General features: G+C 73.0%; 10 protein-coding genes. 4 read left to right on the plus strand and 6 right to left on the minus strand.

The features are described 5' to 3' along the window. The first annotated feature begins 21 nt into the window (after positions 1 to 21). Complete coding sequence (locus ACIF83_RS24165) at positions 22 to 420, plus strand: ACT domain-containing protein (protein WP_393484205.1); 399 nt, start codon at positions 22 to 24, stop codon at positions 418 to 420. Positions 421 to 671: 251 nt separating this feature from the next. On the opposite strand, the gene ACIF83_RS24170 is transcribed toward ACIF83_RS24165, so the two are convergent. Together ACIF83_RS24170 and ACIF83_RS24175 are read right to left on the minus strand one after the other, a co-directional pair. Then, positions 672 to 2951, minus strand: a complete 2280-nt coding sequence (locus ACIF83_RS24170; protein ID WP_393484208.1) for an FUSC family protein — start codon at positions 2949 to 2951, stop codon at positions 672 to 674. Between the two features lie 20 nt (positions 2952 to 2971). Beyond that, positions 2972 to 4204: a cytochrome P450 gene (locus ACIF83_RS24175; RefSeq protein WP_399729821.1), complete on the minus strand. Its 1233-nt coding sequence runs from the start codon at positions 4202 to 4204 to the stop codon at positions 2972 to 2974. A 296-nt stretch (positions 4205 to 4500) separates the two neighbouring features. On the opposite strand from ACIF83_RS24175, the gene ACIF83_RS24180 reads away from it, so the two are divergent. Beyond that, entirely contained in the window at positions 4501 to 5862 is a 1362-nt protein-coding gene (locus ACIF83_RS24180) for a tannase/feruloyl esterase family alpha/beta hydrolase (RefSeq protein WP_399729824.1), read from the plus strand. 6 nt (positions 5863 to 5868) lie between these two features. On the opposite strand, the gene ACIF83_RS24185 is transcribed toward ACIF83_RS24180, so the two are convergent. Both ACIF83_RS24185 and ACIF83_RS24190 read right to left on the minus strand, forming a co-directional pair. Continuing rightward, positions 5869 to 7449, minus strand: coding sequence for a glycerol-3-phosphate dehydrogenase/oxidase (locus ACIF83_RS24185; RefSeq protein WP_399729827.1), 1581 nt, complete (start codon positions 7447 to 7449; stop codon positions 5869 to 5871). Further along, positions 7446 to 8054, minus strand: a complete 609-nt coding sequence (locus ACIF83_RS24190; RefSeq protein ID WP_393484220.1) for a TetR/AcrR family transcriptional regulator — start codon at positions 8052 to 8054, stop codon at positions 7446 to 7448. The genes ACIF83_RS24185 and ACIF83_RS24190 overlap by 4 nt, the downstream gene beginning before the upstream one ends. 83 nt (positions 8055 to 8137) lie before the next feature. Between ACIF83_RS24190 and ACIF83_RS24195 the strand changes: the two genes are divergently transcribed. Both ACIF83_RS24195 and ACIF83_RS24200 read left to right on the plus strand, forming a co-directional pair. Then, the gene (locus tag ACIF83_RS24195; protein ID WP_399729830.1) at positions 8138 to 9727 is read left to right on the plus strand and encodes an FAD-binding oxidoreductase; all 1590 of its coding nucleotides are present in this window, start codon (positions 8138 to 8140) and stop codon (positions 9725 to 9727) included. A 48-nt stretch (positions 9728 to 9775) separates the two neighbouring features. Beyond that, positions 9776 to 10681, plus strand: a complete 906-nt coding sequence (locus ACIF83_RS24200; RefSeq protein ID WP_393484226.1) for a YegS/Rv2252/BmrU family lipid kinase — start codon at positions 9776 to 9778, stop codon at positions 10679 to 10681. A gap of 4 nt (positions 10682 to 10685) precedes the next feature. Here the strand turns inward: ACIF83_RS24200 and ACIF83_RS24205 are convergent, their stop codons facing one another. Then, positions 10686 to 12575, minus strand: coding sequence for an ATP-binding cassette domain-containing protein (locus tag ACIF83_RS24205; protein WP_399729834.1), 1890 nt, complete (start codon positions 12573 to 12575; stop codon positions 10686 to 10688). Positions 12576 to 12849: 274 nt separating this feature from the next. Further along, positions 12850 to 13551: an esterase/lipase family protein gene (locus tag ACIF83_RS24210; RefSeq protein ID WP_393484232.1), complete on the minus strand. Its 702-nt coding sequence runs from the start codon at positions 13549 to 13551 to the stop codon at positions 12850 to 12852. Between the last annotated feature and the right edge of the window lie 340 nt (positions 13552 to 13891).

The raw sequence follows: 13891 nt of genomic DNA on the forward strand, positions 1-13891 counted from the left end.
ACGTTCCGTAACGTGGGGATCATGACCGGCGAGAGAGATCTGCAGAAGCTGCTGAGCGGGATGCGTCCGGAGCTGAATCCGGGCCGCTACGTGTTCACCCCCGTCGAGGGCGGTGTGCCCTCGGGCATCACCCCTGTGGTCACGGTCGCCGAGCAGGAGGGCCTGACCCTGGTGGCGCGGCTGGACGAGGCGGACGCGGCGGGGCTGGCGTACGACTACGTGGCCGCCTGGATCACCCTGCGCGTCCACTCGGCACTGGAGGCGGTGGGGCTGACCGCCGCGGTCGCACGGGAACTCGCCGACGCCGGCCTGAGCTGCAACGTGGTCGCCGGGTTCCACCACGACCACCTCTTCGTGCCGTACGAGCACGCCCACCAGGCGGTGGCCGTCCTGGAGAGTCTGGCCCGGCGCTCCGGCTGATCCGGCACCGGGGCACGGGGAGGGGTTGTCCCTGCTCTCGACGCACCGGCTCGCCGGATGGAGCGGGTACGGCGCCATCGGCCACGGTGGAGGACCCCACAGGCGCGCACCGGGAGGACGCATCGTGCGCATCGTCACGGCCACCGCCGTCGCCCTCACCCCCACCGCGGTCGCCGCACCGGCCGCCGCGGGCGCTGCACCGCCGAGCACCGACCGCGTGTGGCGCACCTTCCCGGCCGCCTGAGCGGGGGTCAGGCCGTCTCACCGGGCCGGGCCGCGGCGGCCAGGCTCGGCTGGAGGCGCCGGGCCGCGTTGAGGTGGTCGACGGTCCAGATGACGCGTACGGCCGTGTCGGAGGCCCGCCCGTCGGCGTCCCGCAGGTCGCGGCGGACCGACTCGACCAGGCTCGCCTCGGCCGCGGGGTCGCGCGGCAGCGGATCCCGGACGGCGGAGCGACCGGCCAGGCTCACGGCCAGATCCCGGTACCAGCCGGCCACCCGGCCCGCGGCACCCAGCAGCACCAGGCGTGCCTCGGCGCGGTCCGTGCCCGCGTGCCGCTCGCTCGCGCGCTGCCACAGCCCGAGCACCGCGTCCGCAGCGAGCCGCAGGCCCACGATGCCGGTGACCAGGGTCGTCAGGTCCGCCAGGGAGACGGGTTTCGCGCCGCGTTCGGCCAGGAAGCTGCGGAAGGCGTCGTCGAGCCTGCGCGCCGCGGCCGCCGCCTCGCGGCCCTCCTCCAGCGGAGCGTCCGCTGCCGTGGGCCGGACACCGCACCGGCCCACGGCGTACTCGACGGCCCCGGCCAGATAGCGGGCGCTGCCGGTGTACGCCTCGGCCAGCGCCCGGTCCACGGCGGCCGCTGCACCGCGTGGCCAGAAGAACAGCCCGACCAGCACGCTGACGGCGCACCCGATCCCGATGTCCTGGACCCGCAGCAGCACGATGTGCCAGTCGGGGTTCTGGTTGATGTTGAACAGGATCACCAGCGTGATGGTGAAGGCCGCCTGACCGGCGGCGAACGACACGGCGGCCGGGGCGATGCCGGCGATCAGCACGGCGACGGGCAGCAGGAACCACAGCACGGTGCCGTGATGACCGATGAGCTGCAGCAGCCCGGCGCCGATGACGGAGCCGGCGATCGTTCCGCCGAGTGCGCGGATCGCGTTCTGCCCGGTGCTGAGGGCGTTCGAGCGCAGCACCGACAGGGTGCCGAGCAGCACCCAGAACGAGTGCTGCACGCCCGTCTGCAGCGCCAGGGTGACCGCGATGCCCAGACCGACCGCGCCCCGGAGACTGTTGTGCAGCCACACCGAGTTGGGCCGCAGGTGGGCGACGGCCCGCTCGCACGCCGCGGTCAGCGGCCGGCCGGGACCGCCGGGTTCGAGGCCGAGGAGGCGCTCCGGCCAGCTGCGTCGTTCCGCCGCTGCCGCCAGATCCACGTTGCCCGCGATCTGCAGGGTCGCGAATCCCAGTTCCTGGGCGCGGAACGACATGTCCAGGCTCTCGAGGAAGGCGCGGACCCCCGGCTCCGTACTCGGACCGGGCAGGTGGACCGGCAGCAGTGCGGTGGCGCTGCGCTCCATCCGGTCCATGGCCGCGCGCAGCCGTGCCGTCTCCGCGCGCAGCGCGTCGGGGGAGCCGCGCGGTGCGTCCAGCAGATCGGCGGTCCGCTCCAGCACGGACGCGGCTGCCTGTCGCACCACCAGGGCCTGCGGATCGCAGACCGGGTGGCCGCCCGGCGGGGGAGCGCTGTCCGCCACGATCGTGCTGAGCCAGGTCAGTTCGTCGACCAGCCGTACCAGGGCACGCGAGCCGGCGGACAGCCCGGTGGGCCGGTAGGGGGTGCCGTCGAACGCGGTGCGCAGATCGGCCGTGGCGACGGCGGTCTCGTCGGCGGCATCCCGGCAGGTGCGCACGCCGGGTGCGTCGGTCTCGGCCGCCAGGTGGGACGCGTCGGTGCGCAGCTGGGCCGCGGCCGCCCGGCACACCAGGGCGGCGGGCGCGCTCAGCGGGTCCGCGGTGGGGCGCGGCCACAGCAGCGGGACGGCGAGCAGGGCGGCGGCCGAGGCGAGGGCCGCGCCGGCGAGCCGCTCGGGCAACTGCGACAGTGGCGCGGGCGTGGTCACCGGCAGCACGAAGGCGAGGAGCAGCGCGGTCGAGGCGCCGGCGAGCACGGAGCTGACCACTCCCGAGAACAGCACCACGAAGCCGACCACGACGGTGGCGGTGACCGCGACCCAGCTCTCGCGGGCCGCGAGCGTGCCCAGACAGATGAGCAGCAACCAGGCCACCGCGAGGCCCACATGGGCGCGCAGCCGCTGCACCATCGGTCCGGTGAACTCGACCAGCAGCAGCATCGAGAAGGAGCCGAACGCCGCGAAGGTCGCCATCGCCGACGAGTGGAACACCTGCGTGCACAGCGCGAACAGCGCCGGCATGACCAGGGCGGTGCGGGCCGCCCTGCGCGTGGCGGCCAGCTCCGGGTCGTGCGAGCGCAGCCACACCTGGATCCTCGTCCACCACCTCGGCATCGGGCCCGACCGCCTGCGCGCTACCAGGTGACCGGCAGGGCCCTCGGACCGCGGAGGAGTCCCTCGCGCTGGAACTCGACCTCGTCGGCGGGTACGGCGAGCCGGATGCCGGGGAAGCGGTCGAGCACGGCCTTGATCATGACCTCGGCCTCCATGCGGGCCATCAGGGCCGCCAGGCAGAAGTGGGGGCCGTGCCCGAAGGCCAGGTGCCCGGCACCGTCCCGGCCGAGGTCCAGCACGTCCGGTTCGGGGAAGACCGAGGGATCGCGGTTCGCGGCGACATAGGCGTTGTACACGGCCTCGCCCTTGCGGATGAGATGGCCGCCGATCTCCACGTCCTCGGTGGCGATGCGGGGAATCCCGACACCGTTGCGGTGCGGGACGAAACGGAACAGCTCCTCCACGGCCTCGGGCAGCAGTTCGGGTGTGCGGCGCAGCCGGTCGAGCTGCTCCGGATGGGTCAGCAGCGCGTACATCATCGAGCCGCTGTTGTTGCGCACCGCGTGACCGCCGCTGACGTAGACGGCCATGGCCAGCGAGATCGCCTCCTCGTCGGTGATCTCACCGGCATGGGCGGCGTGGGCCAGCACTCCCGCCAGGTCGTCGCGGGGTTCGGTGCGGCGGCGTTCGAGCAGGTCGACCACGCGGCTGTACGTGGTCCGGCGCGCCGCCTGATTGCGTTCGCCGTCGTCCGACGCCTTGGACAGGAGCGCTTCGGAGTTCCCGGCCCACTCGTGCCAGTCGTCCTCGTCCGCGCCGAGGAAGAAGCAGACCACGGCGATCGGGAAGGGCGTGTGCAGATGCTCCATCAGATCGCCCGGAGGGCCGGCCTGCTCCATCCCGTCGAGCATCCGGTGGGCGGTGCGCTCCGCCGGCGGGCGCAGCCTGGCCATGCCCTTGCCGGTGAATGCCCTGGCCACGACCCTGCGCAGCCGGGTGTGCCGGGGCGGGTCGATGTACTGCAGGCCCGCCGTCTGCGAGGCCACGGCCTGCGGTGCCATCCTCGTCACCGAGCTGCCGACGACCTCTTCACGGGAGAAGCGCGGATCGGACGTGACGAAGCGGACGTCCTCGTACCGCGTGACCAGCCAGGCGTGCCCGGAGCCGTGCGGCAGGCTGATCCGGGTGATCGGCTCGTCGCGGAGCACCTCGTCCAGGAAGGGATCGGGGTCCAGGGCCGGCAGGTCGTCGACGGCCCAGGGCCGAACCGGTGGAGGAGGTGACGCGGACGCGGGGTCTGGTTCGAGGGTCATGTCGCATCACTCCTGAAGGTCCCGTTTCCCGGACACCGATCCCCGTCCGGCTGCGACTCCGGCTCGTGCTCATGTCCGTCGTCGTCTCTTCTGCCTGGCCGGACGGCGGGAGCGGCCTGCCACCCTCGGCCACGCTCTGTCCCTTCTCTGCCTCTCCCCGTAGCGTGCCGCAGGCACCGACGGCCCGCACGCCGGAGACGCCCGTCGCATCATGTTCGTCGGCTCTACTACGGACGTCACGGGAGTGTGGGCTCCCTCCATGGCCGACCCGGCGCAGCAGGCCAACGATGTGCGTCATGCGCCCCAGTCGACGAACCACTCTCCTGTCCGCCGCCCTGCTGGCGGCATCGGCGGTCACGCCCGCGGCCGCCGCCCGAGCCGACGCCGGGTCCACCCGCCGGCGCCGGATCACGGTCCCCGGTGCCGAACGGCAGCTGGTCTCCCGCCACGACGACCTGACGACCAGTGCCCTGACCGGCACGCCCTACACCGACCCGGCGGACTGGGCCGGACTCGCCGCCCGGGGCACCCACAACCCCTCCGGTGTGCCCGGATGGCAGATCGACGGCTACTTCCCCGGCTCCTCGCACCTGAACACCACGCACGGCTGGAACCACGACGCCCAGTTCGTCGTCCGGCTGCCCGAGCACTGGAACGGCAAGCTGGTCGTCACCGGCGCTCCCGGCGTCCGCCGGCAGTACTCGATGGACACCCTCGTCTCCGACTGGGTGCTGGCCCAGGGCTATGCCTTCGCCGCCACCGACAAGGGCAACTGCGGACCGGACTTCTACACCGACGGCGTTCGTCCCGGCGACGCCGTCGCCGAGTGGAACCGGCGCACGACCCAGCTGACCCGGGCCGCCAAGGCCGTGGTGGCACAGCACTACGGACACGCCCCGCGCCGCACGTACATGACCGGGATCTCCAACAGCGGCTATCTCACCCGCTGGCAGCTGGAGAACCATCCCGAGCTGTACGACGGCGGCGTCGACTGGGAGGGCCCGCTGTGGCGGCCCGAGGGCCCGAACCTGCTCACCTTCCTGCCCACCGCCGTCGCCCGCCAACTGGGCCGGGCCGACGACGAGGACATGTACGCGGCCGGCTTCGCACGCGGGTCGGAGTTCCTGTGGCCGTATCACGAGAAGGTGTACTGGGGCCTGACCCAGAAAATCTACCGCGCCGAGTTCGACCCCGGCCACGACCCCGCCTGCCCCGGCGCCTCGGCCGGTACGACCCCCGAGGAGATCCTCGCCCCCTGCCCCTCCGACGCCGCGTACGACTACGCCGCACGGCCCCGCCCCGTCCATGACGCCGTCGCCCGGATCTCGCTCACCGGCCGCATCGGCCGACCGATGTTCACGCTGCACGGAACCCTGGACGCGCTGCTGCCCATCGCCGTCCAGTCGGACGTCTACGCGCGGATGATCGCCGAGCAGGGCAGGTCCGGGCTGCACCGGTACTACCGGATCGAGGGCGGCACCCACGTCGACAGCCTCTACGACACCTTCCCGGACCGGCTGCGGCCGATCCTGCCCTGCTACCGCGCCGCCTTCACCGCGCTGACGGCCTGGGTGGAGCGGGGCGAGGTGCCGCCGCCGAGCGGCACCGTTCCCCGGCCGCGCTCCGGCGATCCGGTCAACACCGGCTCACTCACCTGACCTTGGTCAGGCCGGGGTGCCGGCCCGGGCCAGGACCTCCCCGGCGATCGCGAGCGCCTCGGCGCGGTCCTCGGGGACCACGCCGATCCGGGTGCGCCGGTCCAGGAGGTCCGCCGCGTCGAGTGCGCCCTCGTGCCGGGCGGCCCAGACGAGTTCGGCCCGCGTGACCGGATACCCCGGCAGCACCGGCTCGGCCAGGGCCGGGTCCCGTTCCATGAGGGCGTGGACGGCCGGGGCCTCGGTGCCGTAGCGGCGGACCAGGCGGCGGGGCGCGGCCACGGCGCGCAGCCGGTCCGGTGCGGTGGCGCCGACCAGCGGCAGGGTGGCGGTGGGGGAGGGGCGCAAGGGCAGGCCACGGGCCTCGACCGCGGCGTCCACGGCGTCCTGCGCCATCCGGCGGTAGGTGGTGAGCTTCCCGCCCACGATGGTGGTCACCCCGTCGGGCGAGGTCAGCACCGCGTGCCGGCGGGAGATGTCGGAGGTACGGGTGGGTGCGTCACCCGGGCCGTCGTGCCCGCTCGTGTCCAGCAGGGGGCGCAGCCCGGCGAAGGCGCCGACGACCTCGTCCCGGTGTACCGGCGTGTCCAGTACGGACCCGAGCACGTCGAGCAGGAAGCCGATGTCGGTCTCGGGGACCTCCGGCACGTCGGGGACCGGGCCGTCGACGGGCTCGTCGGTGAGTCCGACGTAGACCCGGCCGTCCCCCTGGGGCAGCACCAGGACGAAGCGGTTGGTCTCGCCGGGGATCGGGATGTGCAGGCCGGCCGGCAGCGCGCCGAGCCGCTCCGAGCGCAGGACCAGGTGGGTGCCGCGGGAGGGCCGGATCCGTATCCCCTCGACCAGGTCACCCGCCCACACGCCGGTGGCGTTGATCACGGCGCGGGCGCGGATCTCGCCCTCCTCACCGGTGAGTTCGTCGCGGATGCGGGCGCCGGTCCCGGTCGACTCAAGCACCCTGACCCGGGTGAGCACCCGGGCGCCCCGCGCGGCGGCGGTGCGCGCCAGCGCGGTCACCAGCCGGGCGTCGTCGGTGACTTTCCCGTCCCAGGACAGCAGTCCGCCGCGCAGGTCGGCCGCGCGCACCGACGGCGCCAGGTGCCGGGCCTCCGTCGCCGACAGCCGGCGCGGGGCGGGCAGCACCTGCCGTGGGGTCCGGGCGGCCAGCCGCAGCATGTCACCGGCCCGGAACCCGGCCCAGGCCAGCGAGGCCTGAGCCCGCGACACCAACGGGGTGAGTGGCAGCACGAACGGCTGGGCGGCGACCAGATGCGGGGCGGTGCGGGTCATCAGGACCCCGCGTTCGACCGCGCTCTCGTGGGCGACGTCGAACTGCGCGGAGGCCAGGTAGCGCAGCCCGCCGTGGATGAGCTTGGAACTCCAGCGGGAGGTGCCGAAGGCCAGGTCGTGAGCGTCGACCGCGACGACGTCGAGACCGCGGGCGGCCGCGTCCAGGGCGGCTCCGGCCCCCGTGGCGCCGAGCCCGACGACCAGGACGTCGGCGACCCTGCCGTCGCTGGCCTCGGCCAGTTCCCGGGTCCGTCGACCCGCGCTGAGGGACGAGCCTCGTACGGCCTCGTGGTGGCTCATGGCGTCAGGGTCCTCTCCAGAAGGGTGCGCAGCTCGCCCAGCAGGGCGGTGGAGTCGAGGTCGGGATCGTCCTCGTCGGTCATCGTGCGCAGGGACAGGGCGAAGGACTGCACGATCAGCAGCAGGCCCCGCGCCTGCCGCTGGACGTGAGCGGCGCGTACCGATCCGTCTGCGTGGCCCTCGCGCAGTGCGCCGGCCAGCAGTTCCAGCAGCGCCTCCTGGCTCGCCCCGCGCCGGTCGAGCACGTAGGGGAGCAGCAGTTCGGGATCGACGTCGACGATCTTGCGGAAGAGCGGGTGGGCGCGGAACGCCTCCACCCCCGTCACCAGACCCGCCACGATCCGGCCGCGCGTGTCGGTGCCGGGGGCGGGCTCCGGTATCGCGCGGGTGGCGACGTCGATCCACTCACGGGTCATCAGATCGCCCACCAGCGTGCGCAGGTCGGGCCAGCGCCGGTACAGCGTCATCCGCGAGACGCCGGCGCGGCGGGCCACGTCGGCGAGGGTGGTGCGGCGGACCCCGACGGCCAGCACACAGTCGCGCACCGCGTCGAGCACGTGATCGTTGCCAGAACTGTCCGCACCGTTGTGACGAATAGGCGTCATGTGTCACAGTGTAACGCCCCGGGGGCCGGGCGGAGACGCCGCCGCGCGAACCGAGCACACCGATCTGTGAGGACGACCCTTCGATGGACATGCTGTGGAACGGCTGGGGCGACCCGGCCAAGTCGGCACCGCTGCCCGACTCGGTGACCGGACTGCTGCGCGACCTGCTCGGCGTCAAACTGCGCACCACGCCGGCGCTCGCCCTGGAGGACATCGACCTGCCCGCGCCCACGGCCGACCCCGCTGCGCTGAAGGCGCTCGCCCAGGCCGTCGGCGGCGAGGACCACGTCCGCACGGACGCCGAGAGCCGCATCCGGCACACCCGCGGCAAGTCCACCCCCGACCTGCTGCGGCTGCGCGCCGGCGACGTCTCCGACGTCCCGCAGGCCGTGGTGCTGCCCGCGACCCACGACGAAGTCCTCGCCGTACTGCGAGCCTGCGCCGCGCACAGCCTGGCCGTCGTCCCCTTCGGCGGCGGCACCTCCGTCGTCGGCGGACTCGCCCCCGAGCGGCGCGCGTTCGTCGCCCTGGACCTGCGCCGCATGAACCGCCTGCAGCTCCTGGACCGGGTCTCCCGCACCGCTGTGCTCCAGCCCGGTCTGCGCGCCCCCGAGGCCGAGGCCCTGCTCAACGAAGAGGGCTTCACCCTCGGCCACTTCCCGCAGTCCTTCGAGTGGGCCACCATCGGCGGCTTCGCCGCCGCCCGCTCCAGCGGACAGGCCTCCGCCGGATACGGCCGCTTCGACGAGATGGTGCTCGGCCTCACCCTCGCCACCCCCGAGGGAACCGTGGAGGCGGGCCGCGCCCCCCGTTCCGCCGCGGGACCCGACCTGCGCCAGCTGATCCTCGGCTCCGAGGGAGCCTTCGGCGTCATCACCTCCGTTCTCGTACGGATCCGTCCGCTGCCCGAGGTGCGCGTCTACGAGGGCTGGCGGTTCGCCTCCTTCGAGGAGGGAGCGGCGGCCCTGCGCCGGCTCGCCCAGGACGGACCGCGGCCGACCGTGCTGCGCCTGTCCGACGAGACCGAGACGCTCATCGGCCTCGCCCAGCCGGACGCCATCGGCGCCGGTCTGGAGAGCAACGCCGGATGCATGGCGATCACCGGCTACGAGGGCACGGCCGAGGACACGGCCCAGCGCCGTGAGCAGGCGGCGGCCGTCCTGCGGGACGCCGGCGGCACCCTGGTCGGATCCGAACCGGGCGAACGCTGGGCCCACGGCCGCTACTCCGCGCCGTACCTGCGCGACTCCCTGCTCGACGCGGGAGCCTTCGCCGAGACGCTGGAGACCGCCGCCTTCTGGTCCCGGATCCCCGACCTGTACACCGCGGTCCGCACCGCCCTCACCGACACCCTCACCGAGGCCGGCACCCCGCCCCTGGTGATGTGCCACATCTCCCACGTGTACGAGAACGGCGCCTCCCTGTACTTCACGGTCGTCAGCGCCCAGGGCGAGGAGCCCGTCGCGCACTGGACGCGCGCCAAGCACGCCGCCAACGACGCCCTGCTCGCCGCCGGGGGCACCATCAGCCACCACCACGGGGTGGGCACCGACCACCGCGACTGGTATGTCAGGGAGGCCGGACCCCTGGCCGTCGAGGCCCTGCGTGCCGTCAAGCGACGCCTCGACCCCGAGGGACTCCTCAACCCGGGCGTCCTGCTGCCCACCGACTGATCCACCCCGCCCAGCCCGTCACTCTCGTCATCGCCCGGAGGCCCACCGATGCGACAGTTCACCGCCGTCGTCAACCCGACCGCGGGCGACTCGACCGGGGCGGCATCGCTGCTCCGCCTGGCCCGACTGCTCCGTGAGGCCGGGGCCGAACTGGAGACGGAGTACAGCCACAGCCTCGCCCACGCCCAGGACATCGCCCGGCAGGCCGGGGAGCGGGGCCGGGTGGTCCTCGCGGTCGGCGGTGACGGCATGGCCGGTGGCATCGGCGGAGCGCTGAGCGGCACGGGTACGGTCCTGGGCCTCGTACCCGCCGGGCGGGGCAACGACTTCGCCCGGGCGCTGAACCTGCCGTCCGACCCGGCCGAGCTCGCCGACATCCTCCTGCACGCCGAGCCCAGCCGTGTCGACACCATCGAGGTGGAGTCGGCCGTGCACGATCGCACCGTGGTCCTCGGCAGTGTCTACGCAGGGGTCGACGCGCTGGCCAACCGGCACGCCAACGAGGCCCGGCTGCTGCGCGGGTCCGCCTCGTACTACGCGGGCGGCCTGCGCGCGGTGACCACCTGGCGGCCGGCGGACTACCGCGTCACCGTCGACGGCGAGGAACACGACCACCGCGGCTACACCGTCGTGGCCGCCAACTCCCCCTACTACGGCTCCGGCCGGCTCATCGCCCCCGGCGCCCGGGTCGACGACGGACTGCTGGACATCGTCATGATCCGTGAGGCGCCGCGCCGGCTGTTCTTCGCCCTGATGAACGAACTGAAGACCGGCGGCCACGTCCACCGTCCCGAAGTAAGGGTCCTGCGCGGAAAGGAGATCCGCATCGAGGCCACCCGGCCCGTCCCCTACGGAGCCGACGGCGAGGTGGAGGCCACGCTGCCGGTGACGGTGCGGGTACGGCCCGCGGACCTGCCGGTGCTCTGGCGCCCGGCCGCCGCGGACCGCCCCTGACCTCTCAGCGGTCGTGGGACAGGGCCAGGAGTTCGGCGAAGGTGCCGCCCGCTTGGACCAGGTCGTCGTAGGAACCCTGCTCGGTGATGCGGCCGTCGTCCAGCACCACGATGTGGTCGGCGACCTTGGTGTTCTCCAGCCGATGGGTGACCACCACCGTGATCCGGTCGGCGGCGATGGTCCTGATCCGCTCGAAGATGCCGTGCTCACCCCGGGGATCCATCTGTGAGGTGGGCTCGTCGAGGATGAGCAGCTCCGGCCGGCGGTACAGGGCACGGCTGCAGGCGAGCCGCTGCCACTGGCCGCCGGAGAGTTCCGCCCCGCCGAAGATCTCCCGGGCGAGGAGGGTGTCCAGGCCGGCCGGGAGGTTCTCCACCGCCGCCCGCATGCCGACCGCGTCGACGGCCTCCCACACGGGTCCGTCGTCGTTGCTGCGGGGCTGACCGAGCGTGATGTTCTCGCGGACCCGCAGCGGCCACTGGGCGAAGATCTGCGGCACCAGCCCGGTCCTCGCCCACACGGCCGCGGGGTCGGCATGGGCGAGGTCCGTGCCGTTCCAGGTGACCTTGCCCTTGTCCGGCAGGTAGATCCCGGTGAGCAGCCGGGTCAGGGTCGACTTCCCCGAGCCGTTGACACCGACGATCGCAAGGATCGACCCCCTGCGCAGTGTGAGGGAGACACCGTCCACGGCCGGTGTGTCCTTGCCGGGGTACTGGTACACCACCTCGTCGAGCCGGATCTCCTCCACCGGCCCGGCGACGGCGCGGTCACCCCGGCGCGGCGCACGGGCCGCCGCGTCGTCCAGGAAGGCCTGCATGTCGCCGAGGTAGAGGCTGGTGTGGAAGACGGCGGCGCCGTTGACGACGACCTGCGACAGCGCGGCCAGGGTGGTCTGGACGGCGACGATCGCGGTGGCGGCGATCGCGAGTGCGATCCGGCCGGTCACCGCGAGCCAGGCCAGCGCCGCCCAGGTGGTGACCAGGAAGACCCCGCCGGCGAGTGAGGTGAGCAGCGCGATCCGCAGCGTACGCGGGGCCGCGGCGAGGGTGCGCCGGTCACACCGGTCGGACAGCGACCGATACCAGAACACCAGGTAGTCCGTCATCGAGTTGGCGCGGACCTCGTCCCCGTACTTCGCGGTCGTCGCCCACCAGCGCATCATTCCGCGTGCGTTGCGGTCGGCCACGTTGGCGTAGTGGATCTCGTAGTCCACCCGGGCCGTCAGGACGGCACCGATCCCCGCGGGCAGCACGGCGAGGAGGAGCAGCGGGAGCATCATCGGGTTCAGCACGGACAGGACACCGCTGGCGGTGATCATGCGGATGAGCGCGGACATGAACCGCTGGGCGTCGGCCACCATCACAACGGTGCGCATCACCCCCATCTCCGCCGCCTCCTGCCGGTCGGTGAAGCCGTCGACCGCGTAGGCCGCCGCCTCCACCCGGCACACCGCCTCCACCAGCGCACTGTCGGTCTCCGTGGTCAGCAGCGGCGTGATCCGGCGCTCGGCGTACGTCGCCACCGCGCCCGCACCCCGGGCGAGCGCGGCAGCGGCGGCCACGACCACCAGCGCCGGCACGGCCGCGCCCAGCCGTCCGCCGACCGGGCCCGGCCCCAAGACATACCCCATCGCCCCGGCCGTCGCTGCGAGTTGGACCGCCGCGGACACCCCCGTCACCACCTGGCAGCCGAGCAGCAACCGCACCGCACACCGGTCGGTGCGCCAGGACAACCGTCCGATCCGGGCCAGTACCGCGGGAATCTGCCCGCACATCCGCCGGAAGGACACCTCGGCCAACGGGTTGACCGAGTACTGCCCGCTGTATCTGATCTCCGCCGGCGGTGGCGGAGGAGGTGCCGCGTCCTGCTGATCGCGTGTGTCGGCCGAGGTCAACGTGATCCCCCTGACGGTCGCTCCGGCTGGTCACGTGGCTCAACGATCCGGCACCGATATCGAACACACGTGTTTCGGCCGTGCTCCGAACCGCGGCACAGAGCCCGCCGCGGAGCGTGCCCGATGCACCGACCCTTGCCGCACAACAGGAGTCAGGAGGACGGGGGTTGGCCGAAACGCCGGCCAGTGGCCCGATCAGCCGGTCGCATCCCGCCATCCGTGCCCTGCCGGGCACCGCCGAACCGGCGGACCAGGCCTGAGACGGAGGGAGGGCCTAGCCGTGCAGAAAGGACCGGACCTGCTGGGAGACCGTGTCGTCGGTGAGCAGGTCGTTGTGGGCCAGGCAGCCGGCCGGGTGATTGTCGGCCCCGTTCAGGAGCACACTGCTGTCCGGGTCGATGACCTCGTCGCAGTTCGACCACCAGGTGCCGTAGCGCACCTCGCCGGGGGTCTCGTCGCCCTGGGCCAGCCGGGTCTGCACATACGACCCGGGCGTCATGTCCCGGCACGCCTGGGACCACAGCGCGCAGGCCCAGGCGACGCCGGTCCCGTGGTTGGGGCCGCCCAGCGACACCCAGTGGTCCACGGTCGCGGTGCCGCCGCCGTACTTGACGTACCAACGGGTGACCAGGCTGCCGAAGGAGTGCGCCACGATGTCGACCTTCCGGGCGCCGGTCTGGGCCCGGACCTGATCGACGTACGCGGCGAAGCGGCCGGAGAGGGTCTCGTTGACGGACTGACTGGTGTCGTACCCCCAGGCGAACACGTCCCCTTCGCGGTATCCGGAGGCGAGCAGATCGGCCCGGAACGAGCCCCACACGCCGGGATCCGCGTTGTAGCCGTGCACGAGGACTACCGGCGTGACCCCGCTGTCCGCACCCCGTTGCGGCACGGCAGCCGACACGGGTGCCGCCGAGCAGAGCAGCAGAGCGAGGGCGGCCAGGAGGACTCGCGCGCGGGCGGGCAGGCGTACCACGGGAGCCTCCTGGTGGGGCGTCGGCTGTCGCAGTGGCTCGTAGCGGACACATGATGAAGGCCCCCGGTGAAAAAGAACATCCCTCAGCTTCGATCCGCCACACGCAGCGTGAGCAAGGCCGGCACGTCACCCTGACCGCGAGAGGCGCCGGGCCTGCGGGGTGGCGCCAACCCGTGGTACGGCGCTTTCACGGACCAGGAACTCGCGATCACCATCTGAGCCCTTGGTGTCAAACCATGACATTGACCTTCATGTGCCCATGACTCGCGGGCATTTGTGGCGCTATCAGGCCAAGACCATTTCGCCGAGGTAGGCGAAGTGTGGCATGGCTCACATCATC

The organism is Streptomyces sp. NPDC085866 (genome assembly GCF_044541035.1).
Classification (GTDB): Bacteria; Actinomycetota; Actinomycetes; order Streptomycetales; family Streptomycetaceae; genus Streptomyces.

Bases quoted from the DNA above. Each gene is read 5' to 3' on its own strand.
- ACIF83_RS24180 (WP_399729824.1), top strand. From the start codon at position 4,501: ATGCGCCCCAGTCGACGAACCACTCTCCTGTCCGCCGCCCTGCTGGCG.
- ACIF83_RS24170 (WP_393484208.1), bottom strand. From the start codon at position 2,951: ATGCCGAGGTGGTGGACGAGGATCCAGGTGTGGCTGCGCTCGCACGAC.
- ACIF83_RS24185 (WP_399729827.1), bottom strand. From the start codon at position 7,449: ATGAGCCACCACGAGGCCGTACGAGGCTCGTCCCTCAGCGCGGGTCGA.
- ACIF83_RS24175 (WP_399729821.1), bottom strand. From the start codon at position 4,204: ATGACCCTCGAACCAGACCCCGCGTCCGCGTCACCTCCTCCACCGGTT.
- ACIF83_RS24200 (WP_393484226.1), top strand. From the start codon at position 9,776: ATGCGACAGTTCACCGCCGTCGTCAACCCGACCGCGGGCGACTCGACC.
- ACIF83_RS24190 (WP_393484220.1), bottom strand. From the start codon at position 8,054: ATGACGCCTATTCGTCACAACGGTGCGGACAGTTCTGGCAACGATCAC.
- ACIF83_RS24165 (WP_393484205.1), top strand. From the start codon at position 22: ATGACCGGCGAGAGAGATCTGCAGAAGCTGCTGAGCGGGATGCGTCCG.
- ACIF83_RS24195 (WP_399729830.1), top strand. From the start codon at position 8,138: ATGGACATGCTGTGGAACGGCTGGGGCGACCCGGCCAAGTCGGCACCG.